23 protein-coding genes are annotated in these 23,350 nt (G+C 32.6%); 11 read left to right on the forward strand and 12 right to left on the reverse strand.

The features are described from left to right. The first annotated feature begins 81 nt into the window (after positions 1-81). From ABS764_RS04145 to ABS764_RS04155, 3 genes are all read left to right on the forward strand, one after another. Complete coding sequence (locus ABS764_RS04145; protein ID WP_408080271.1) at positions 82-1,131, forward strand: 2Fe-2S iron-sulfur cluster-binding protein; 1,050 nt, start codon at positions 82-84, stop codon at positions 1,129-1,131. Positions 1,132-1,274: 143 nt separating this feature from the next. After that, on the forward strand, positions 1,275-1,721 hold the full coding sequence (locus ABS764_RS04150; protein ID WP_408080273.1) for a hypothetical protein: 447 nt from the start codon (positions 1,275-1,277) through the stop codon (positions 1,719-1,721). A gap of 1 nt (position 1,722) precedes the next feature. Beyond that, a complete protein-coding gene (locus ABS764_RS04155; RefSeq protein WP_408080275.1) occupies positions 1,723-2,031 on the forward strand; it encodes a hypothetical protein in 309 nt (102 codons plus the stop codon). Between the two features lie 38 nt (positions 2,032-2,069). On the opposite strand, the gene ABS764_RS04160 is transcribed toward ABS764_RS04155, so the two are convergent. The 5 genes from ABS764_RS04160 to ABS764_RS04180 all read right to left on the reverse strand — a co-directional run bounded on the left by ABS764_RS04160 (position 2,070) and on the right by ABS764_RS04180 (position 9,467). Next, positions 2,070-2,831, reverse strand: coding sequence for a GLPGLI family protein (locus ABS764_RS04160; RefSeq protein ID WP_408080277.1), 762 nt, complete (start codon positions 2,829-2,831; stop codon positions 2,070-2,072). A 40-nt stretch (positions 2,832-2,871) separates the two neighbouring features. Beyond that, positions 2,872-5,655, reverse strand: a complete 2,784-nt coding sequence (locus ABS764_RS04165; RefSeq protein WP_408080278.1) for an outer membrane beta-barrel protein — start codon at positions 5,653-5,655, stop codon at positions 2,872-2,874. A 227-nt stretch (positions 5,656-5,882) separates the two neighbouring features. Beyond that, on the reverse strand, positions 5,883-6,890 hold the full coding sequence (locus ABS764_RS04170) for a glycosyltransferase family 9 protein (protein ID WP_408080280.1): 1,008 nt from the start codon (positions 6,888-6,890) through the stop codon (positions 5,883-5,885). Between the two features lie 171 nt (positions 6,891-7,061). Continuing rightward, the gene (locus tag ABS764_RS04175; RefSeq protein WP_408080282.1) at positions 7,062-8,840 is read right to left on the reverse strand and encodes an ATP-binding protein; all 1,779 of its coding nucleotides are present in this window, start codon (positions 8,838-8,840) and stop codon (positions 7,062-7,064) included. 21 nt (positions 8,841-8,861) lie between these two features. Continuing rightward, the gene (locus tag ABS764_RS04180) at positions 8,862-9,467 is read right to left on the reverse strand and encodes a DUF4254 domain-containing protein (RefSeq protein ID WP_408080283.1); all 606 of its coding nucleotides are present in this window, start codon (positions 9,465-9,467) and stop codon (positions 8,862-8,864) included. A gap of 97 nt (positions 9,468-9,564) precedes the next feature. Between ABS764_RS04180 and upp the strand changes: the two genes are divergently transcribed. Then, the gene (gene upp, locus ABS764_RS04185) at positions 9,565-10,218 is read left to right on the forward strand and encodes a uracil phosphoribosyltransferase (protein ID WP_408080285.1); all 654 of its coding nucleotides are present in this window, start codon (positions 9,565-9,567) and stop codon (positions 10,216-10,218) included. Here upp and ABS764_RS04190 read toward each other — a convergent pair. Beyond that, positions 10,213-11,142 (reverse strand): DUF6427 family protein, encoded by a 930-nt coding sequence (locus ABS764_RS04190; protein WP_408080286.1) that lies wholly within the window; start codon positions 11,140-11,142, stop codon positions 10,213-10,215. The genes upp and ABS764_RS04190 overlap by 6 nt on opposite strands. A 142-nt stretch (positions 11,143-11,284) precedes the next feature. Here ABS764_RS04190 and ABS764_RS04195 point away from each other — a divergent pair, with 142 nt between their 5' ends. Then, positions 11,285-11,515, forward strand: coding sequence for a DUF6341 family protein (locus ABS764_RS04195; RefSeq protein ID WP_408080287.1), 231 nt, complete (start codon positions 11,285-11,287; stop codon positions 11,513-11,515). A gap of 82 nt (positions 11,516-11,597) precedes the next feature. On the opposite strand, the gene purD is transcribed toward ABS764_RS04195, so the two are convergent. Continuing rightward, the gene (purD, locus tag ABS764_RS04200) at positions 11,598-12,872 is read right to left on the reverse strand and encodes a phosphoribosylamine--glycine ligase (RefSeq protein WP_408080289.1); all 1,275 of its coding nucleotides are present in this window, start codon (positions 12,870-12,872) and stop codon (positions 11,598-11,600) included. Positions 12,873-13,020: 148 nt separating this feature from the next. Here purD and ABS764_RS04205 point away from each other — a divergent pair, with 148 nt between their 5' ends. Both ABS764_RS04205 and ABS764_RS04210 read left to right on the forward strand, forming a co-directional pair. Next, positions 13,021-14,331 (forward strand): phenylacetate--CoA ligase family protein, encoded by a 1,311-nt coding sequence (locus ABS764_RS04205; RefSeq protein WP_408080744.1) that lies wholly within the window; start codon positions 13,021-13,023, stop codon positions 14,329-14,331. A gap of 42 nt (positions 14,332-14,373) precedes the next feature. Continuing rightward, a complete protein-coding gene (locus ABS764_RS04210) occupies positions 14,374-14,901 on the forward strand; it encodes an ORF6N domain-containing protein (RefSeq protein ID WP_408080291.1) in 528 nt (175 codons plus the stop codon). Here the strand turns inward: ABS764_RS04210 and ABS764_RS04215 are convergent, their stop codons facing one another. The 5 genes from ABS764_RS04215 to ABS764_RS04235 are packed head-to-tail and all read right to left on the reverse strand — an operon-like array spanning position 14,902 to position 20,401. After that, positions 14,902-15,669 (reverse strand): glycosyltransferase family 2 protein, encoded by a 768-nt coding sequence (locus ABS764_RS04215; RefSeq protein ID WP_408080293.1) that lies wholly within the window; start codon positions 15,667-15,669, stop codon positions 14,902-14,904. A 2-nt stretch (positions 15,670-15,671) separates the two neighbouring features. Further along, positions 15,672-16,655 carry a UDP-glucuronic acid decarboxylase family protein gene (locus ABS764_RS04220; RefSeq protein WP_408080295.1) on the reverse strand — a complete coding sequence of 328 codons (984 nt, stop codon included), beginning with the start codon at positions 16,653-16,655 and terminating at the stop codon, positions 15,672-15,674. Between the two features lie 6 nt (positions 16,656-16,661). Further along, the gene (locus ABS764_RS04225; RefSeq protein WP_408080297.1) at positions 16,662-18,359 is read right to left on the reverse strand and encodes a DUF6909 family protein; all 1,698 of its coding nucleotides are present in this window, start codon (positions 18,357-18,359) and stop codon (positions 16,662-16,664) included. Then, a complete protein-coding gene (locus ABS764_RS04230) occupies positions 18,356-19,858 on the reverse strand; it encodes a GH3 auxin-responsive promoter family protein (RefSeq protein ID WP_408080299.1) in 1,503 nt (500 codons plus the stop codon). Before ABS764_RS04230 ends, ABS764_RS04225 begins: the two co-directional genes overlap by 4 nt. 42 nt (positions 19,859-19,900) lie before the next feature. Then, positions 19,901-20,401: a peptidase gene (locus tag ABS764_RS04235; RefSeq protein WP_408080301.1), complete on the reverse strand. Its 501-nt coding sequence runs from the start codon at positions 20,399-20,401 to the stop codon at positions 19,901-19,903. A 214-nt stretch (positions 20,402-20,615) separates the two neighbouring features. Between ABS764_RS04235 and ABS764_RS04240 the strand changes: the two genes are divergently transcribed. From ABS764_RS04240 to ABS764_RS04255, 4 genes are all read left to right on the forward strand, one after another. Beyond that, positions 20,616-20,792, forward strand: a complete 177-nt coding sequence (locus ABS764_RS04240) for a twin-arginine translocase TatA/TatE family subunit (protein ID WP_408080303.1) — start codon at positions 20,616-20,618, stop codon at positions 20,790-20,792. Positions 20,793-20,934: 142 nt separating this feature from the next. Beyond that, positions 20,935-21,534, forward strand: a complete 600-nt coding sequence (locus ABS764_RS04245) for a porin family protein (RefSeq protein WP_408080305.1) — start codon at positions 20,935-20,937, stop codon at positions 21,532-21,534. A gap of 209 nt (positions 21,535-21,743) precedes the next feature. Further along, the gene (locus ABS764_RS04250; RefSeq protein WP_408080307.1) at positions 21,744-22,106 is read left to right on the forward strand and encodes an S-adenosylmethionine decarboxylase family protein; all 363 of its coding nucleotides are present in this window, start codon (positions 21,744-21,746) and stop codon (positions 22,104-22,106) included. Positions 22,107-22,109: 3 nt separating this feature from the next. Next, on the forward strand, positions 22,110-23,309 hold the full coding sequence (locus tag ABS764_RS04255) for a DUF4178 domain-containing protein (RefSeq protein ID WP_408080309.1): 1,200 nt from the start codon (positions 22,110-22,112) through the stop codon (positions 23,307-23,309). Positions 23,310-23,350 lie beyond the last annotated feature (41 nt).

Raw genomic sequence — 23,350 nt, forward strand, 5'->3', positions numbered from 1 at the left:
TTTTAGTGAAAAGTTAAAAAAAATAATTTAGTGTCTTTCTTTTAACCGTCGTTTGCTACTTTTGCATAAAATATTAATAACATGCCTTCATTTTTAAAACTCCTTATAAAAGAAGTTAGAAGAGAAACTGCCGCTGCCGTTTCAATACTTTTTAATGTCCCTGCGGAATTAAAAGACGATTATAAATTTATTGCAGGACAATATGTAAACATTCGTCTAACACTGGACGGAGAAGAAATTCGTCGTGCCTATTCTATATGTTCTTCACCGGAAAGCGGCGAATTACGCATTGCTGTAAAAGCGGTTAAAGATGGTAAATTTTCTCAATTTGCCCGCACAAAATTAAAAGCAGGTGATGTTCTTGAAGTAGGCAAGCCAGAAGGTAAATTTACTTTTGAACCCGACGCTAACAGACAAAAAAACTATGTTGCTTTTGTTTCCGGAAGCGGAATCACACCTGTTTTATCTATTTTAAAATCGGTTTTAAAAAGCGAACCTAAGAGTTCTTTTGTACTGGTTTACGGAAATAAATCTCCGGAAGAAACTATTTTTCATCAGGAATTACATGATTTGCATTTGCAGTATGTAAACCGATTATTTGTTCATTATGTTTACAGTCAGGTTAAAGCTGATGAAGCTTTGTTTGGAAGAATAGACAAATCGGTGGTGAATTATGTTCTGAATAACAAACACGCTGCACTTGAGTTTGAAAAATTCTATTTGTGTGGTCCTGAGCAGATGATTGAAACTGTATCAGGGATTCTGAAAGAGAAAAATGTAAAAGAATCAGCTATTAAATTTGAGCTTTTTACTTCTTCAGTTCATGAAAATGAAATTAAAGAATTATCCGGTCATACAAAAATTACTGTTATGGTGGATGATGAAGAAACCTCTTTTGAAATGTCACAAAAGCAAACCATTCTGGATGCAGCATTAAAACAAGGAATTGATGCGCCTTATTCCTGTCAGGGCGGAATTTGCAGCAGCTGTCTTTGCCGCGTAACCGAAGGTAGCGCAGAAATGAAGAAAAACTCTATCCTAACCGATAAAGAAATTGCAGATGGATTAATCCTGAGCTGTCAGGCACATCCAACATCTGATACGATTTATGTAGATTTTGATGATGTATAATACAATTTCAGATTTTAGAATGTAGATTTTAGATTCATCCTAATGATAACGAAAACTTCTCTGAAAAGGGAAGTTTTTTTGTTTTAAGAAAGGTTGTCATTTTTCTTATATTAGCAACCAAATGATTTAAACATATCTAGTAAATGAAATTTAGTTTCTTAAAACCTACTTTGATTTCATGTGGAATAGGGATTTTTATTCCTGGCTTTACTGCAATCTTATTTTTCTTATTTCAACTTTTGACAGACAAACTTAATATTGAATGCGAAATATATTGGAAATCACTGTGGGTATTGACAACTCTAACAGCAGTAGCTACACCAATTATTTTTATAAAGAATATTGAAAAAACTAAAAATCCTACACTTACAAAATTGACAATTTTTAATTTCGTCGAATATATTTCTTTACAAGCTTCTTTAGCGCAATTTTTCACAAATGTAAATACAATTTGTTACGGATCAGGTGGGCAAAATGGAATAGAATTAGTTTTTACTGCATGGCTGGCTTTACCTATTTTAATTTGTTTTAGTTTTTTATTTAAATTTAAGTTTGGAAAATTCGATACTAAATCATTTAAATCTATATAAAATGAAATCCATTCGGGAAATATTCAGGAACAATCCTTCGCTTCTGGACGAACCTGAAGTACAGCAGCTTATAAACTATTGCGAAGAATTGCAGGACGAAATTGTGGAGTTCAAATTTCAAAAAACAGGCAATAAAGAACTCGTCATGCTCGATATGCTTAAAGAAGTTATTAAAGGCTGTAATACTTTTGAAAAGGAGCAAATGGAGCATGAACGTTTTGGTTATCCGGCACCCGATTATCAGGAAACTATTTCGAATCTAAAAAATTACATTTATAGTAGATGTAGAGACGAGAAAATATATTTATAAAAAATCCCAACTTCATAAAAATTGGGATTTGGAATTTATTAAAGGAAAGCATTCCACAAGAACATATTCTTTTGTCTTTGAATTTCTTCTTTCTGATCACCATCGCTGTACCAATTTTTTAATTTATCTTCAAAAATGGCTTTTAACTCTTTAAAATCATAGGTTTTTTTAGCAGTGATGGGTTTTATTTCCGCTGCGTTGGCAAAAGATACATCTACTTTTGTCGCAATATAGGAAGTATATAGTCGCGGTACAGTAAGTCCCAAAATCATTCCCGGTAAACCATTGATAGAACAGGGACCACCTGAAATGGTAATATCATCGGTATAAAAAGCAAAAACATACACGTCATCCATTATTTTACCTACAGCTTTCCGGCAATTATATCCAGCAATTTCTCTGTTTTCGTTAGTAATCTTCCACTCAATTTTACTGATACTGTCAACTATAACAAAATTAGTTCCTACTATTTGTTTTTGCATATTCATCATCCCGTCATTAAAATCAAAATACCAGCTGTTTTCTTCATCTGCATCTTTCAGATATTTTGGAATTCTTGTTTTAGGACTCCATCTGTCAAATTTAAAAATGCTTTTATTATCGGCAAAAGTATAATTGAAATACGAAATTTTAAGATCCGAAAGGTTGTCTTTCATCATTTCGTCCCAGCTGTCATTGCTCATCGTTTTTTTGAGATTCGTACTTACTTCGTATTCAATAACAGCTTTATTTACAAATTGCTGCGCATTTGATGTTATTGTAAAAAAAAGCACCGTAATAAAAAAAAGTATTGTTTTCATATGACTATTTTGTTTTTTCATTTCAAAAACCGACATTATTTTATTTGTTTTTTGCTCCGCCTCCATTTTTAAAATTCCAGGTAAAACCTATCATCGCATAGCGTTTAAGTCTGTCATTTTGTTCCTGACTAATGGTGTTTTGATATATATTTCTTTGTATACCAATATTCTGATTTAAGATGTCGCGTACCAAAAAATAAGCGGTAAACTCATCGTTTTTAAAGGTGCGTTGCAATCTGGCATTCCACAATTGATTGGTTAAATTGTCCTGAAAATCAACCGTTTTTTGCCGGGTATTCAGGTTATAATCAGTAGATACTTTCCAATTTTTGGCAAAATAAACTCCTATGTCTAAATTTAAGTTATTAGTATTAAAGGATTTAACTTCATCATTTTGAGAAGTGCTGTTTCTGTTAAATGAAAACCGGTTACTTAAACTAATATAATATTGCTTTTGTTTGGATTTATTTAAATAAACTGAAAATCCGGTGTTTAAATTCTTAGCACTTCCCATTTTATCATTAATACTAAGGACTGATTTATTATAGCTAAATGACGGACTAAAATCAGCTCTCATATCTAATTTTTTGATTTTTAATCCATATCCTAAATAAAAACTTCCTGAAAAATTCCCATTGGTATTGATAGGTCTGGAAACTGTTTTGGCTGTTTCAGGATCAATCACCCTGCTGTAAATAATAGCATTGCTTGTCGTACTGAAATTTAATCCCTGATAAATTTGGGTTTCAGTCAGCATGTCATAACTGCTCTGGCTGATGTTGATCGTATTAGTAAAAGATTGCTTTAAATCCGGATTTCCTACCGTTTGGTTAAAAAAGTCCTGATTGTTTCTTAAAGGTTGTAATTGGTCCAGTGTAGGCTGTCTGGTTGATCCCTGATAATTAAAGCGTAAACTACTATTGCTTTTATACTTATAGGAAAAATTTGCCGAAGGGAAAAAATTAGTATAACTACGCTTGTATTCTTTATTCATAGTTTTATCCAGCAAATCAAAAGAAGTAAATCCAAAACCGCTTCCAATACTATAATTAATTTTTTTAGCATTATAACTCAGTTTTAAATTAGGTCTGTGTGTAATCAGTGTTTGTTCAAACTCATTGGACAATGAAGCCACTAATTGATCATATTTTCCGGTATCTTCAGAAAAATCATAAGTTAATTGATTGTTCTTCCCTGTATCATAAGCGATTTGGTAGGCAAACTGAAGTGACAACTGCTTAGCAATAGGTTCAGAATAACTAAAACTTGCTGAAAGATTTTGAGTGGTTCTGTCTCCTATTTTATTCTGGTTAATACTATCTTTTGTAGCAAGAATTCCTTCTACATAACTTTCATTCGAAGATCTTAAAAAATTATTAGAACTAGTATTCAACCTACTCCAGCTACCATTAACCGAAAAAGTACGACGTGCTTTGGCAAACTTATGTTTGAATAAAAAACCTGCTGACAAAGCCGATTTATCTGAATCTGTAATCGCTAATCGTTGTTGTTTATTTTTTAATATTTCGTCATTTCCTGTTGTGGTTCCGTCGGTAAACTCATCACTGTCTGTATTATAAAAATTAGTTCTGGCGGAGAATTTTATCGAATTTACCGAATCTAATTTTACATCATAGACCGCATTAAGTTTAAAATTACTCCTGTCAACATTGTTCACTGTAGAGCGGTTTTCATTTAATTGCGTTTCTCCTATCTGTGTTTGGGAAATTCTGCTGCTGTTATTGGTGTAAATCTGATTATTGAATTTTGGCGAAACATTCAGGTTTTGTTTGTCATTCCACTTGTTAGTATATTGCAATCCTGCATTAGTATTTTTCGTAAATCCGTTTTGAGTATTGATACGGGGTTCTCCGTCATTATTATCTCCCACCCATTCATAACTTACATTTCCATCATCATCCATGTTCATACTGATGTTACTGTCACGGGCTCCAAATTTCTCGCTGTCTTCCCAACCCAGTCCGTCCTGACCGGTATTTCCATTTAATAAAAAAGCAGATAATTTTCTTTTCCCTTTAAAACTGCTAAACATCAAATTAGTATTATATCTCGAATCGGCATCAGAAAATGGTTCGTTAGCTCCGTCTATTTTTCCAAAATATCCCTTTTTCTTATCTTCTTTTAATTTCAGGTTAATTGTTTTTTGAGTTTTCCCGTCATCTATTCCTGTAAATTCAGCCAGTTCACTTTTCTTATCAAATACCTGAACTTCTTTTACTGCATCTGCTCTTAAATTTTTGACCGCCATACCAGGATCATCACCAAAAAACTCTTCACCATCTACCAATACTTTTTGGACCGTTTCTCCCATAGCTTTTATGGCTCCGTTTTTATCTACTTGTATTCCCGGTAATTTTTTAAGTAATTCTTCCACATTTGCATTGGCATCTACTAGAAAATCACTGGCTCTGTAACTGGTAGTATCGCCTTTAATTCTTATGGATCCTGTTTTAATGACTACTTCTCTTAAAAGTTCTATTTTACTCATCAAAGGAATTGTTCCTAACTTTTTGTCGTTTTCATCCATAGTGATTACGTCTACATAATCTGCATACTGATTGTGTGAAGTCATCAGAATATAATCTCCTGCTTTCACATTTTTCAGATTAAATTTCCCATCCTTTCCAGATCGGGTAAATTGATATAAAATAGAATCTACAGGTGTTAACAAAGCTACAACTGAATTGTAAATCGGTGTGTTTTCATTAGCATTAGTAATAATACCGGAAATAGTAGCTTTTTGAGAAAAGACTGAAAATGAAAATAAAAAGAAAATAGTAACTAATCCTAAAGTTTTTTTCATAACTAACTATGCTGTAAAGTATAACGTTTTAAGATTTAAAGCCACTCGGGAAAGTTTCTCTATTTCTAATTATAATTTCTGACCGTAAAAGTAAACTTACGGCGAGCCAAAGTAGTATTTTTAACACTAATTATTTAAAAGGGATTAGTTAAAAAATTGGTAAAATTATTCTTTCAATAAAAAAATCAGGAAATATAAGGGTTTGCGACAGATGTAAACTAATTAACTTATTTACAAATATTTAAAATTTTAACAATGGAGTCGGGTGTGATAGTTCTCATGGCTTGCTGATAACCTTCAACTTCCTTACTTCCATAAACTGAAGTGGGTAATAATGGAAATTTTTCTCTATCGGATACCAAGGCATTTTCAACAGGCTGATTAAATGGTGAAAAACCGGCAAAAGGATGTGTTGCTCCCCAAAGCGTAACGACTTTCACACCAAGCATTGCGGCTATATGTGCATTTCCGGAATCCATAGAAAGCATCACATCAAGATTACTAATCAATTGAAGCTCTTGTTGGAATTTAATTTTTCCAGCCATATTAATGACATTTTCACAGGATTTAGAAATAGAATCTAAAATTTCAATTTCTTTTTTTCCTCCACCAAAAAGTAATATTTTGTTTTGTGGATTTGCTGCTAATTGCGAAATAACTTCCTGCATTAAATCCAAAGGATACACCTTAGAATCGTATTGTGCAAAAGGGGCTATTCCGATTAATTTTTGATGATTTTCGCCAATGATCGAAATAATTTCAGAACTTAAAATCGCTTTTTCAGGAAATTGTGGATTAGATAAATCAACCGCAAAACCAAGTTCTTCAAACACTTTTACATGTCTTTCAAACATAGTGGGTAGTTGTACGAAAACTTTATTTTCAGCACGTGTCAGTGCTTTTTTCTCTTTACGTCCCTTATCTACAGCGGCTACTTTTTTTCCGCTCAAGGCAAAAAGTGTTCTCACAACTTTAGAACGCAATACATTGTGCAAATCGGCAAAAGCATCAATTTTTAACTTTCGTAAATCCTTAAACAACCGAATCAGACCAAGAAAGCCTTTATGCCTTTCCTTTTCGTCAAAAGCAAAAAAAGCAACATTGGGTGTCGTATCAAAAAAAGGCTTGAAAAACGGACGCGAAACCACCGTTATTTGAATATTAGGATGCTGTTCTACAAAAGCACGTAAAACAGGAACCGTCATGGCGACATCCCCCATTGCGGAGAGTCTCATGACGGCGATATGCTTTATTTTGGAAGTCAAATTTTAAATATTAATAATTGAAAATGTGGCAAAAAGTTGTAGAAAGTGGTCCTTTTTTGGCCGTTAAAATAAATTTAAAAAAGCTGAAAATCAGGCGTATACATACGCCTTTTATTCACAATAAGGGCTAGTTATTAACATTTACTCGCCTTTTTTTGGCCTTTTTTTGGTCGTTTCGTTTCTTTTACCATTTTGTTTTTCCAAAGCTTTAATCCCTAAACTTAACACTTCAGAGAATACTTCAATATCATTTATAAATTTTTCCCCTATTTCATAAATAGATGAAGAACCTTCTCCTAATTGCTTTAACTGTTTATTATTTACTAATTTATCAACCCTTAAACGAACTTGTTTTCTAGATAATTTATCTTCAAAAAGACCAACAAAATCTTTCATCTTTGCTTTTTTCTCTTTAGATAAATATTGCAAAATAATAGTAAAAACCTGATTATCGTCTATTTCTTGTAGATTATAATATTGTACTTTTTCATCTGTGAAATCATAATAGTCTTTCGAAAGTATATAATACACAGCATTAGTCATACCTCTTTTTTCAATCAACTTTTTCTCCAAAAGTTGATTTACTTGTTCAAAATCTAAATCCTTTTTTGGTGTTTTATTTTTTATCTTATTTAAAGTAAAAATTTCTAACACTGAGAGCTTTTCATCGAAAGGAAGTTCATTTTGAATAGAATCAATAAATAATGCAAAAGCTCTGTCTTCAATTATTGCCGATAATTTTAAATAAACATTAAAATAATCTGATTTTGAATAATCAGGTTCTGCCTTTCCCTCTGAAAGAGTATTAAAAAATATTTTATCAACTCCTTGACCTGAACGCTCAACAATACCTGTTTTTTGCAAAATTTCAGCTAATAATCGATTTCTTGGAGTACTTGGGGTCTTAATTAAATTTTCTATGGTTACACCACTGGGAAACCCTCCCGCATTTATTATATCCAATCTTAGTGGAAACTGTTTAATAACAATTTCAGAACTTCTTCTATAATCTCTGTGTGAAATAGCATTATTAATAGACTCCCTTATTACTTCTTCATTAAAATAAGGTATATTAAATATATAAGCTCCCTCTTGTATTGGAAAACTACCATTTCTTAAGTTTATGGTATTCCAAAGTTCATCAATTAATATAAAAAAAGGTTCATCAAATTCAATTCTATTATCAAATGGTATTTGATTTTCAGAGTTCCTATATTCCAACATAACAGCAGCTTGTGGAAGTCTTTCATTTAAAACTTCTTTTTTAGCAAGTAAAATGAGTGCTGCGTTGGTAAGTTTACCTTTTTTTAAGAGCTCTAAATCAGATAATAATTGTTCATCGGATAGAGTCTTAAAGTTTGGATTATTCTGTTTTATTGAATATTTATCCTTTAAAATTGCTATTGCTCCACTATCTAAATCAGAGATTTGCAATCCATCACAAATTTGTTGAGAAAAATCAGGTTCTTGTTCATTGATAATTTTCAAATAAACTTCATCCGACATTGGTTTTAATTCCTCACCAACTCTCATTAGTGGAACATCTTCAAATTTAAAAACCTTTCCTGATGGGCGACAAGGGACTTCTATTACTAAAACTCTTTTTAAATCTTCATAAAGCTCATATATCAATGGACGAATTCCAGTATCAGTATAAATTTTAGATTCTAATTCTCCTGTTGAATCTAGATTTTGTTTTGTACCAATTACTTCATGAGGATAATTATCACTCATTCCAATAACTAAATATCCTCCTCCTTCATTGCACAAAGCAGTAACATATCCTAAAATACATCTTCTCCTATCACTCGGTTTTAGTTTCAATCCACCATCGTAAGATATATTACCGCCTTCGCCTTTTTTAAATTCAACTTTATCCTCAGATTCTTTGAGTTTTTTTAATTTTTCAATAGTAATCATAAATAAAGTTTATTTTAAAAATTATTTTTTACCCTGATACAAAACAGGATTCAACTCATCATCGTTGTACATTTTCATTTGCTTGTACACTTTCATAAATTTATCACCGTTTTCAATATCTGTAAGCAGATCATCAATAGCTGTTGATAAATCTGTTCTTTGTTCTAAAAGTACATTTAATTTTTCCTGACATTTATCTCTGTGCTCCTGCGAAGCTTCTGAACGGATAGCTTCTTCAGTCATGTGATAAATTTTCAAAGCTAAAATAGACAACCTATCAAAAGCCCAAGCAGGACTTTCGGAGTTGATTTTTGCATTCTCTTTTACAACTACTTTGCTGTATTTTTGCAAAAAATAACTGTCAATATATTCCACCATATCAGTACGTTCCTGATTAGAAGCATCAATCCTTCTCTTTAAAGTTAAAGCAGCTACGGGATCAATTTGCGGATCACGGATAATATCTTCAAAATGCCATTGTACCGTATCAATCCAATTTTTCAGATACAATAAATGTTCAAACTTATCCTTGGGATAAGGATTATTAATCGGTTGATCTACATTATCAAATTGATGATAATCTTTTATACTTTGCTCAAAAACGGAATAAGCTAATTTTGAAAACATATATATCTTTTTATTTAGACAAAGATACTTTTTATACTTTTATAAAAAAATTACATTTCAAGTTTCTGCTCTCCATTAAAAATTAATAATTCCCGGTATGCAAATTCATTATTTATCAGAAAAAAACAGCATTTTAAATCATTTTTTAGGAGAAATAAGAGCTGTAAATGTTCATAAAGATGCTATGAGATTCAGACGTAATATAGAACGGATTGGTGAGATTATGTCCTATGAACTGAGTCAGCAATTAAAATATGAATCTATCGAAATTCAGACACCGCTGGGAATTAAGGAAACAACAAAAATTGCCGACAAAATTGTGATTTGTTCCATTTTAAGAGCCGGACTGGCAATGCATCTGGGTTTTCTTAATTATTTTGACCAGGCCGAAAACGGATTTATTTCGGCATACAGACACCATCCTGTTAATGATGATAATTTTGAAATCAGAGTCGAATATCAGGCTATTGCCGATATTAACAATAAATGTTTACTATTAGTGGATCCTATGCTGGCAACAGGCCAATCTATTGTCGCAGTTTATAATAAATTAATGGAACACGGAAATCCTGAAACCATACATATTGCTGTAATAATTGCCGCTCCTGAAGGTATTGCTTATCTTGAAAAACAGTTGCCTGAAAATTGTCATTTGTGGATAGGCGCCTTAGACGAAAAACTAAATGAGCACAGTTATATTATTCCCGGTCTGGGAGATGCAGGCGATTTAGCTTACGGAATCAAATTATAACTGACAAAAAAAAGCAAACAAACTACACAAAATCAATATTCCCAGAGCCAGTTCCTGATTCAGTTTAGACTGAGGCATTTCAATATGTGCAGTGGTCATTACTGCCAGAGGCATAATTGTAAAAATTAACAGATCATTACTTTTATTCGGGGAAATTATAAAAATTGCTACTCCAATAAAAAAGGCAATTACAATTTTCTTCAAAGAAGCATGTAACAACTGGGATCGGGAAGACAGAGTCATTAGCATCGAAATAACAAAAAATAAAGCTACTGTGGCATAAACTGACAGTGCAGCATTTTGATAATTATTAGTAAAATAATCAATGCTGAAATCCGTTTCAATTCCACTGGTAATATACCCTAGTGCATCTCCGTTAAATAATAAAGAATACAATGCAAAAATTATCGATGCTGCAAAAAAAGCTATAAAAGGCAAAAGCCAGTTCCTGTAATCGCCGGCAACATGCGAAATAATAGAAATAAATACCAACACCAGATATAAAATACTCCAAAAATGAAACAAAGCGGCTACAATAATCCATAAAGAAGCATCAAATATTTTCTCCTTGGATGATTTTTGTGACTGCAATGAAATCAGTCTCCGAATCGCTAACAAAACGAAAAAATTAGCAAAAACAAGATTAATGTTTTCAAAAAGTGAAGGAAAAAAAAGCAGAAGTAAAAGAAAAAATAAAATGCTGTATGCACTGTCTTTACTGAGATTATTTTTTTTTGCAACAAAATTAGTAATCAGTGCCGAACCTAAAATAACCAATCCAATCCCTATTGTTTTAAAAACCAAAACCGTCGAATGAGACCAAGCTAAATCCTGAATTTGATAAACAAAATCAAAAAATAATATCAAAAATACTACTAAAGAAAAATTTAATGGTGTAGATTTTTTAAAAACACTTGTAATCATAAGGATATTTTATACTTTTGTGACTGTAAATATAATACTTGTTTAAAAAGGAAACGAGATATAGCAAAATTTTATTAGACTAATAAAATTTTAAATTATTTACCATTGATCACATCGCTTAATAAAATTTAAATTCTATATCATGAAAGCATTTTTCGAAGGAATACAATCACTTTTTGTTGATTTTCTTTTCTTACCATTAGATGGATTACGTTCTTTAGAATTAAGAACCTGGTTTGGTGCAAACTTTATCAACTGGATTTTTATGATTATTTGTGCTGTTGCAATTGTTTACTGGATTAAACAATTACGTATTTTTGACGAGGCAGGAACTGAAAATCAGGATACTACAGCACATTCTTTCTTAAAATAAGAACAGCATTTAAAAATTTAAATAAAAAACGAATTGCATTTTTAAAGTGCAATTCGTTTTTTTATGTTTGAAAGGTTTTGATTTAAACTAAATCGAATCCAATATCTTTTCTGAAATAAACATTTTCCCAGCTTATTTCAGCAACGTTTTTATACGATTGTGCCAAAGCTTCCTGAAAAGAATCTCCATAAGAAGTAATGGCCATTACTCGACCACCATTTGTCACTACATTTCCGTTATCTAACTTCGTTCCGGCGTGGAAAACAATTGAGTTTTCAACCTTTTCCAAGCCCGAAATTACTTTTCCTTTTTCAAAATCTTCAGGATAACCTCCAGAAACTAACATTACTGTAGTAGCACTTCTTGGATCAATTTTTAGTTCAAATTCGTCCAGTTTTTCATTGGCTACAGCCAAGAACAACTCTACTAAATCCGATTCTAATCTTGGAATCACAACTTCTGTTTCCGGATCCCCCATCCTCACATTGTATTCAATAACCAAAGGCTCATTGTTTACATTAATTAATCCAATGAAAACAAATCCTTTGTATGGAATTCCGTCTTTTTGTAAACCATCAATTGTTGGTTTTACAATACGGGTTTCAATTTTTTCCATCAACACCGCATCAACATAAGGAACCGGAGAAACAGCTCCCATTCCGCCTGTATTCAAGCCGGTATCGCCTTCACCAATACGTTTGTAATCTTTGGCTGTTGGTAAAATTTTATAGCTTTTTCCATCTGTTAAAACGAAACAGCTCAACTCGATACCGTCCAAAAACTCTTCAATAACCACTTTTGCACTCGCAGCACCAAATTTCTGACCCACTAACATGTTTCTTAATTCAGCTTTAGCTTCTTCTAAATCCTGAATAATCAAAACTCCTTTTCCTGCTGCTAAACCATCTGCTTTCAATACATAAGGAGGTTGCAAAGTTGCTAAGAAATCGCATCCTTTTTCTACCGTTTCTGCCGTAAAACTATCATAAGCTGCTGTTGGGATATTGTGTTTTACCAAAAATTCTTTGGCAAATTCTTTACTTCCTTCTAAGGTTGCTCCAATTTTTGATGGACCAATCACAGGAATATTCTTCAAATTTTCATCGTTCAAGAAAAAGTCATAAATACCTTTTACTAACGGATCTTCAGGACCTACCACAACCATTTCGATATTTTCTTTGATAACCAAAGCTTTAATTGCATCAAAATCGGTTACAGCAATCGCAACATTCGTAGCAATTTCGGCTGTTCCGGCATTTCCAGGTGCCATAAAAAGAGTGTCACAAAGCGGACTTTGAACCATTTTCCAAGCAAATGCATGCTCTCTTCCTCCTGAACCTAATAGTAATATATTCATGTCTTTAAATTTTAATTGAAAACTCATTTTTAGAGTGCTGCAAAAATAATTGCTTTTGGACGTAAAAAATAATTATTTATTAAAAAGTTGTCGATTCTACATCTTTAGTTCTAACCAGAATAGTATTTTTGAAGAAATAAGCACTCACATGTTTTCTATTTTTGATTTTTCGCTACGAATAAATGGTTTCCCCATCCGGAAAGCCAAATCCGATTTGGACAAAATAGTTGGACTTTCCGCCGACGAAAAAAAGCAATTTATTGAAAATCAGAAACAGGCTATTGTTGATTTTCATTTAGAAAACAATTCTTTTTATCAAAAATTAGTGGGTTCTAAAAACTATAAAAACTGGAAAGATTTACCTATTTTAAACAAAAGCAATCTCCAAATTCCTCTCGAATCCAGACTATCTAAAGGTTTTTCGACAAAAACCTGCTACATCAACAAAACTTCAGGTTCCAGCGGCGAACCCTTTGTTTTTGCTAAAGATAAATATAGTCATGCATTGACCTGGGCTTCGAATATGTATCGTTTTGGCTGGTTTGGAATCGATTTTAACCGTTCACTTCAGGCTCGTTTTTATGGGATTCCGTTGGATTTTATGGGCTACAAAAAAGAACGATTCAAGGACTTTTTAAGTAAACGTTTCCGATTTCCGGTTTTTGATTTATCCTATACTGCTTTAGAAAAAGTGCTAAAAAAATTCCAAACAACAAAATTCGAATACCTCAACGGTTATACGAGTTCAATTGTGTTGTTTGCCAAATTTTTGCGAAAGCAAAACCTCATCTTAAAAGATATCTGTCCTACTTTGAAAGTGTGTATGGTCACTTCCGAAATGCTTTTTGAAGATGATAAAATCCTTTTAGAAACACAATTCGGAATTCCAATTATCAATGAATACGGGGCTTCGGAACTGGATTTAATTGCTTTTCAAAATCCAAATGAAGAATGGCTAATCAATTCCGAAACATTGTTTGTAGAAATTTTAGATGAAAATAATAATGCTGTTCCAAATGGAACTGAAGGTAAAATTGTGATTACTTCGCTCTTCAACAAAGCGCATCCTTTTATTCGTTATGAAATTGGCGATATTGGAATTTTGGACAAAAAAAGCACATTAGAAAAACCAATTTTGAAACAACTTATTGGTCGTACCAATGATATCGCAATTCTCCCAAGTGGAAAAAAATCGCCCGGACTGACGTTTTATTATGTTACCAAATCCATTATTGAAGACGACGGAAACGTAAAGGAATTTGTCATCAAACAACGTGAAATAGATCAATTTGAAATCGAATATGTCAGCGAAACCGAATTAGATTTGGTACAAATTCAAAAAATAGAACAAGCTATTGCTTTGTATTTAGAACCCAATTTGCACTTTGCATTTATTAGAAAAAACACTTTAGAAAGAACCGCAAGAGGAAAATTGAAACAGTTTACTTCTTTCTTATGATGTAAATAAAATCGTATATTAGTATTTTTAAAATATGAAGCGATGGATTCCAAACTTATTCTTTCAGAAGAAACAATTTCTAATACCATTTACTACATTAGAAATCAAAAAGTGATGCTGGATAGGGATTTAGCAACACTTTACGGAATTGAAACAAGAGTTTTAAAACAAGCCGTAAGACGAAATATATCCCGATTTCCTGAAGATTTTATGTTTGAATTGTCTAAAGAAGAGTTTCAAAATTGGAGATCACAAATTGTGACCTCCAATTCAGATAAAATGGGCTTGCGTTACGCTCCAATGGCCTTCACAGAACATGGTATCCTAATGCTTTCAAGCGTTTTGAATAGCGAAAAAGCCATTCAGACCAACATTCAAATTATGCGGATTTTTACCAAAGTAAGACAAATGCTTCTGGACACCACCGAAATGAAATTAGATATTGTTCAAATTCAAAAAAAATTAGAAAATCAAGGTAAAAATATTGAATTGGTTTTCTCTTATTTAGATGAATTAACAGAGAAAAAAGAAGACGAAAAACCAAGAACCAAAATTGGCTACAAAAAATAATTAAATCTTCTTAGAATAAAGCGGTTTTATAAGCAATTGGGTAAACAAGAATCCAATCATACAAAACACGGAAACTATCCAATTAAAACCGTGAAATTGCCTGTAAACCGCAAAATTATATTGAATTAAAGCGGTTTTAGAAGTAGAAAGCGAATTTTTCCGGATTCTATAGATGGCTAAACTTTCGGGAACTGGTTTTGCTGTTTTAATCTTTTTCAGAAGAGTCAACCAATGCATCCAATCCTGTCTTTTTCGAATAGATGAAATACTGATTTTTCCAAAATATTCTACATCATAAATCCCCGTGAGGTTACCTACATAATTACAGAAAAACAGCTGTGTATAAGATAAATTACGAGGTGCTTCTACTCTTCTGTTTAATGAATTTCCCTGCTCATCAATACAATCATAAAAAGAAAAAGTAAATGGTAATTTTTGCTTTTGCATGAAATTGATTTGTTTTTCCAATTTCTCCGGTTTCCACAAATCATCGGCATCCAGAAACGAAATATATTTTCCTGAGGCCTTAGAAACTGCCAGATTTCGTGCTATACCTGTTCCTGAATTTTTTTCTAACGAATAAAATTTGATTCTTTTATCCGTTAGAAAAGGAGTAATTATCGTTTGGGTTTCATCAGTTGAAGCATCGTCGAATATTATGACTTCCCAATTTTGATAACTTTGATTTTGAACAGATTGAATAGTATCCGAAATGTATTTCTCAGAATTGAATGTGGGAATAATTACAGATACTAAAGGCTCTTCCATTTTTACTTGATATAATCTGAGAAATCCTTATGTTCTTCTTTAGAAAGTTCTTCCGGAGACAAAGATTTGAAATACTCATAGGTAATTTTCATTCCTTCAGCACGACCTACTTTAGCTTCCCAACCTAAAATTTCCTTCGCTTTGGCAGTATCTGGCTGACGTTGTAAAGGATCGTTAACCGGCAATGGATGATATACCACTTTTTGGGTAGTTCCGGTTAATTTAATGATTTCTTCGGCAAAATCTTTAATGGTAATTTCGTCCGGATTACCAATGTTCACCGGATACACATAATCAGAATGCAGCAAACGGAAAATACCTTCTACCTGATCATCTACATAACAAAACGAACGGGTTTGCATGCCATCACCAAAAATGGTTAAATCTTCGCCACGAATGGCCTGCCCTATAAAAGCCGGAATTACACGACCGTCGTTCAGACGCATTCTGGGACCATAAGTGTTAAAAATTCGCACGATACGGGTTTCTACACCATGAAAAGTATGATAAGCCATCGTTATGGATTCCTGAAAACGTTTGGCTTCGTCATAAACGCCTCTTGGGCCTATTGTATTTACATTACCGTAGTATTCTTCTGTTTGCGGATGCACTAATGGATCACCATAAACTTCGGAAGTCGAAGCAATCAAAATTCTGGCTTTTTTTACTCTGGCCAGACCTAATAAATTGTGTGTTCCAAGTGAACCCACTTTCAAAGTCTGAATTGGGATTTTTAAATAATCTATTGGGCTTGCCGGTGAAGCAAAATGCAAAATATAATCTAATTCACCCGGAACATGAACAAACTTGGTAATATCATGATGATAAAATTCAAAATTTTCCAATTTGAATAAATGCTCAATATTTTTTAAATCACCTGTAATGAGATTGTCCATTCCAATAACGAAATAACCTTCTTTGATAAAACGATCGCATAAATGGGAGCCTAAAAATCCCGCTGCACCTGTAATCAATATTCTTTTCATAGCTGTCTATTTATCAATTGTTTTATAATTAATATTAAAAATTTGTTCTAGTATTTTAATGGTTATCAAATAAGTAGGTTTTACACCGGTAGTCCCTAATCCTCCTGAAGCCAGAGTACTTCCTGTTTCCAGTGGATTATCCGACGCATAATAAGCATAACGTACTTTAACATCTTTTGGAATACTTTTTCTGATTTTAGAAGCCGATTGTATCGCTTTCTGATAGTGCGAACCTTCCATTTCCAATCCAATAACACCCCAGGTAGATTCGTGGAAAAACTTTAATAATTCTCTGTTTTGCAATGACGTTCCCAGAACAGTAACCATCGAACCTCCAAAAACAGCAATATCATTGCCCTCAAACATCTCCGGAGTTAATTCGTTTTCAAAATAATAATTATCGGCAGTTCCTTCATTGATGTGCGCATTAGGAATCATAATATCTCCTTTTCCTCCTTCGAGAATTCCGGCTTTTCCCATTATTGAAACCGACTGCACATTGAGAAAAGTATTCTTTTTATACGGTTTTAACAGCTCGTCAACCGTTTCATATGCCTGTTCACCAAAAGCATAATCCATTACAATCAACACCGGTTTCTGAACTCCAAAACTGACTTCGGGAAATGAAGTACTTGCCCAGTCAATCTTAGCCGTATCAAAAATCTGAACATCAATGTTTGTTCCTACACTTTCTGGTAAAAAAATCATTCCGTTTTGAAAAGCAACATCTTTTACAATATTCCTGATTTCACTTGCTGAAGCTTTACTTAACTCTTCAAAAATATCAAAGTCTAACTTACCTTTTAAAGTGTTTTTTAATGCATTTTTAGCAAAAATAGAATTCATTACCGAGTGCATATTAGCACTTATAATATGAATTGGACGGTCTAAAAGCTGGTTGATCTTTAAAACCTCTTTAATATTGTTTGCCCAGATTTCGCCATGAATATGATGCCCTAAGCGTTCTCTGAGAATGGGACTAAAAGTAATCGTACGCTTCGTATTGCTTACTACTTCTTCCATGGCTAGTTTCCCCAGCCAAAATATGATGTGTAAAAAACGGTCCGGTGCTTCCTCTGAACCAAAATCGTCATAAATATCCAATACATCTTCAAAAGTTCTTGCTAAGATGTTTGCTGCATGAGAAATGGCAATTTCTTTTTCAACCAAAGTTAAAGGATCTTTTTTTAAAACCGCCTGTTCTAATTTCACCCAGTCACGCGACACTTCACCTCCTTCATCAATTAAAACCCTGTCTTTAATTTTATGCGATTCTATAAAAATAAAAGTAAGATGTGTCAGAATATCATAAATATCCGAACGTCCTCGTGTGATTTCGACATTCATCTGCTCGGCATCAATCCGGTAACAATTCCGTTTCCTTTTTGGAGGAACTATAGCTTCAAAATGGGATTTAGAATATCCCTCATCCGAAGTCAGATTAATAAAACGACATTCCTCAATCCCTAATGGTAATCGTTCAATAACGTACAAAAGTCCTTTTAACTCTACTTTTTCATCTGCAATATTTCCATAAATTTCCGGTCGCAATGTCATTAATGCTTCTCGCAGAGTATCACCCGAAATGCCCATGGGTTTATAAAATCCTCTATTGAATAAATGCCGCATGGTAATGTACATTTTTTCAATAGCAGCAGATGATTCCTGAGCTCTGGTTCTTAATATATTTTTAGATTCTTTCATAAATTTTCAGATAAAAAGTCAGCAATTTTTCTGTCATTGGAAAGTCTTGGAATTTTATTTTGTCCTCCTAATTTTCCAATGGATTTCATGTATTCCTGAAAACCATTTTTAGGAACTTTAGTAATAACCACCTTTCGCAAAATGTTCCCAACAATCAAATCATCATAATAAATATTTTGTTTACGCATCGCGTTATCAATGGCTTCCGCAAAGGCATCCATGTCATCAGGTTCCCCCGAAGCTTCGGAATCAAATTCAATAAACCATTCGTGATACGGCAAACCGCTTGAAGGTGTAATTTTGGGGGCAACGGTAAATTCATTCACCCGAATGTTTGTTCCTTCTACAGCTTCCTGCAATGCGCTTTCTACTTCTTTACCAATAACATGTTCACCAAAAGCCGAAATATAATGCTTAATTCTACCCGAAACAATCACACGATATGGCATTAAAGAAGTGAACTGAACCGTATCACCAATATTATACCGCCAAAGTCCGGCATTGGTAGAAATAATCATCACGTAGTTCACTCCCAACTCTACTTCACCAATGGTATATGATTTAGGATTATCTGAAAAAAAGGCTTCTGACTTTATAAATTCATAAAAAATTCCGGAATTCAGTAACAACAGCATTCCTTTCTCTTTTTGCGAATCCTGATAGGCAAAAAATCCTTCAGAAGCCGGAAACAATTCGATACTGTCTACTTTTCGACCAATTAAATTTTCAAACTTAGCTCTGTACGGTTCATAATTCACACCGCCATAAATGAACAAATTGAAATTCTTAAAAATATCTCCTACAGGTTTTCCTGCCTTTTGCTTCAAGCGTTCAAAATACATTTGCACCCAGGATGGAATACCCGAAATTACTGTCATATTCTGCTGAAAAGTCTCTTCGACAATGGCATCAATTTTAGCTTCCCAGTCTTCGATACAGTTGGTTTTCCAGGAAGGCATTCGGTTTTTTTGTAAATATTTAGGAACAAAATGGGCTACAATTCCTGAAAGTCTCCCAAACTGGATTCCGTATTTTTCTTCTAAAATAGGACTACCCTGCAGGAAAATCATTTTGCCATCTACAAAATCGGCATTTCCAGTTTCATGAATATAATGCAAAATGGCATTTCGGGCTGCTTCAATATGATACGGCATGGATTCCTTAGTTAACGGAATATATTTTGCTCCTGATGTTGTTCCCGAAGTTTTTGCAAAATACAATGGCTTGCCTTTCCACAGCACATTTTTTTCGCCTTTCACTACTTTTTCAACATAGGGTTTTAAATCTTCGTAATCCCGAATGGGAACCTGTATGGCAAAATCTTCTGTAGTTTTAATCCGGTCGAAATGATGGTCTTTCCCAAATTGTGTATGTTGCGCTTCCTGAATTAAACTTTCAAAAACGGCTTGTTGAGTTGCCACAGGCTTATTGGTCCAAAGCTGCGTTTTTTTATAAATATTTCTAGCAAATAGTTTTGCCGCTATTGATTTTATTGACATTTTGTTTTGCTGATTATAATTTACTGAAGAAAATTTTCAGAATTATTTCTTTTTTTTAACAGCCGTTTGCTGTGTTTTTTTCTCTTCATTTTCTACCTCGGATCTCAATTCTAATTCTTCTTTGGAAGGCGATAAATCGACTTTTTGAATTGTGTCTGCCGATGCCGCTAAAATAGAATCTTTATTGAATTTAGCATAATCTAATTGTCCGGTCAATACTTTTTGGATGGAGGAGATATAAGCCTGATTTTTCTTTAAAATACTGGTCAAAGAATCAGATTTTAATGCGAGTTCAGTAGCATCTTTTTTTAATTTCGTAGAAGAATAACCCGGAATAAATTCGCGTAAAGGAGTAAAAGCAATAATAAAAGTAGTTACTGCAATTAAGAAAATTGCGCCTAAAGATGCAACCACAAACACATTCATAAGAGTCAGTTTTAAAGAGAATGTTTCCTCAAAAGTATCCTCGTTTAATATAACCAAACGGTTTTTTGTAAACAGTTTTTTATGAAGTTTCTTTCTTTTTAATCTTTTGGCTGACATGATTTTTCTTTATTTCACAAATATAATAATTAATGTCAATCAATGTATTGAGTTGACATTAGCTTATCATTATAAATGATTAAAAAAAAATTAAATAATTTTTAACGTTATATAAATTAAATAATTGGCAGAAATTGAATCCTCATTAAGTTATTCTAATTATCTTTGTAGCCAGTTTTTAATACAAATTTGCTTCGGCATAAATTATTCGATCATGGGAAGATTTGGAGTTACAGAAATCCTGGTTATTTTAGCAGTTGTTTTATTACTTTTTGGAGGTAAAAAAATTCCGGAATTAATGAAAGGTTTGGGTAGTGGAATAAAAGAATTCAAAAACGCTGCTAAAGACGATCAACAACCGGCTGATAAAAAAGAAGACGAAACGAAATAAGAAAGTTATTTTTTTATTAAAAATCCCAAAATCCATTAGTACATTAATTGGATTTTGGGATTTTTTGTTTTTTGAATAAATACTATTTTTTTATAAGTTTTTACTTAATACATTTACTCCGTAAATTTTAACTTATAAAAAAATGAAAAAAACACTACTCTCATTAATGACACTTATAACTTTTGGGTTGTCAAATGCGCAAGTAAAAGAAAAAGGAGTAATTGAAATTACGCCTAAAATTGGAGCTTCTGCTTTCTTCGAAAATAATGAAGATGATTTCACTGATTCTAATTCCGGAGTGGAATTTGGAGCAACAGTAGATTACTATTTTAATGATCGATGGAGCTTGCGTTCTGGATTAATTTTTGATAAAATGGGAGGTAAATATGATGTTGGTGATACATTTTTATGGGAAGATAAATTGAATTATTTAACTATCCCGATAAATGCGAACTGGCATTTTGGTAGTACCAGAAAATGGAATCTAAATTTTGGATTAGCTCCTTCCTTTTTACTGGATGCTAAAGTGAATGATATGGAAATTCCTTCTAGTGATATAGAATCCTTTCAATTAGGATTTAACTTCGGAATAGGTTATAAAATCGAAGTTACTAGAAGGTTTGGTATATTATTAGACTTTCAATATTTCAATGGCTTAACTAATATCAGTAAATCCACTAATAACGTAGATATAACGAATGTTGGTACTAGTTTTAATGTTGGCGGAGTTTTTCATCTTTAAAAAAGCACAAACAAACCATAATGAGGTTTGATTTTATTAAACCTCATTATTTAGAATTAAACAACCATCGTCAGCTGAATTCGAATTTCAATTCAATTACCTTCGCCTTACATTTAAATATTTTATACGGCATACTAATTTTTATTACATTAGTAAAAATTTTACTACCGTTAACTGGTGTACTATTCAAAATATATTTATCATTTTAAATGACTACAAATACTTATTCACCGGGTTTGCACAAATTAGTAACCCTTGAAGTCCAAAAAACTGAAAAACTCTTTTATAGTGAGGGTTTTATCTCTTTTTCTGAAGATTTAATTTCAAAATACAACTTAGAAAAAGTAGGCATTAGTCAACATGATTTTGATAACAATAGTTTTACCATTGCTATTTGTTTGAAAGAATCTCACATCTGTATTCATACCTGGCCTGAATTCAAACAATTAACTTTAGATGTATATTTGTGTAATTATCTTCAGGATAATACCGAAAAAGTTAAAGCAATTACCAATGCTTACATAAATTATTTTGAGGCAATAATTTTAAAAGATTTCGAAATTAACCGATAGAATATGACCGTTTCTTGTTTCAATTGCAACACAACAACCTCACTGGACGTTAATTTTGAAGTAACAACTTTTGCTTGTCCTAACTGTAATTATGTATATAAAAACAGTAACGATGTAGGTCTCAAATTTCATAATAAATGTAATCCATACTCTTTTGATGAAAAATTAGAATTAGGCCAAACAGCAGCTTTTGATAATAAAGAATATAAAATTACTGGAATTCTTGTTAAAGAAAATAGAGGCTTTGAATGGACTGAATATATTTTAGAATCACAACAAAATGATTTTTTATATTTATCTGAGGCAGCTGGACACTGGATTATTTTAAATGAAATTAAATTTGATAAAAAAGTAGGCAATCACCCTTTGACTGTAGAATATCAAGACAATATTTATAATCGATTCGATTATTTCTATCCAAAATTAACTGCTGCACAGGGATTTTTTGATTTCGACATTTTTGATAAAATTGAGCTAATTGAATACATCAACCCGCCTTTGATACTTTCTTTTGAAAAATTAGGACATGAACAAACGGCATTTTTAGGTAAACATATTTCAAAAGGCGAGATAAAAAAAGCTTTTGGAGTCTCCAATTTACCCACCAAAAAAGGCATTGGACAAGTACAGCCTTTTATATTTAATATTAGGAATTTAGCGTTAACTTTTTGCGTTGTTGGCTTATTAATTCTGCTTACCAATTGGTTTCTTAATAAAGACCAAGTTGAAAAAAATGTACTCAATACCGAAATTTATTTTGATCGATTTAGCAATAAAGATTTTGTAACGCCTTCTTTTAATTTAAAGGGAAGCGCTGCTCCATTGTCTGTAAGAGCGCATTCTAATGTTGATAATTCCTGGGCCAATATACAAGTAGCTTTGATAAATGAAACTACTGGTGAAGAAATTTATGCCAACAAAGACATCGAATATTATCATGGCTATACAGATGGAGAAAACTGGACTGAAGGAAATCCAACTGTAGAATTTAATATCTGCGCAGTTTCAGCCGGTAAATACCATTTGGCAATTACACCAATGAAAGCTATAGAAGATATTCAAAACCAATCCATTCAATTACAGGTTAATTGGTCGAGCCCTTCTATGCGAAATGTATGGATGGTCTATATATTTATGACCGTTTTTGTTATTGGAGTATATTATCTGGAGAAAAATTTTGAAGAAAGAAGATGGAATGAATAACAACAATTGAAATGGAAAAAATTATATCTTTTATTAAAAAC

The organism is Flavobacterium plantiphilum (genome assembly GCF_046000495.1).
In the GTDB taxonomy this organism is placed as follows: domain Bacteria; phylum Bacteroidota; class Bacteroidia; order Flavobacteriales; family Flavobacteriaceae; genus Flavobacterium; species Flavobacterium plantiphilum.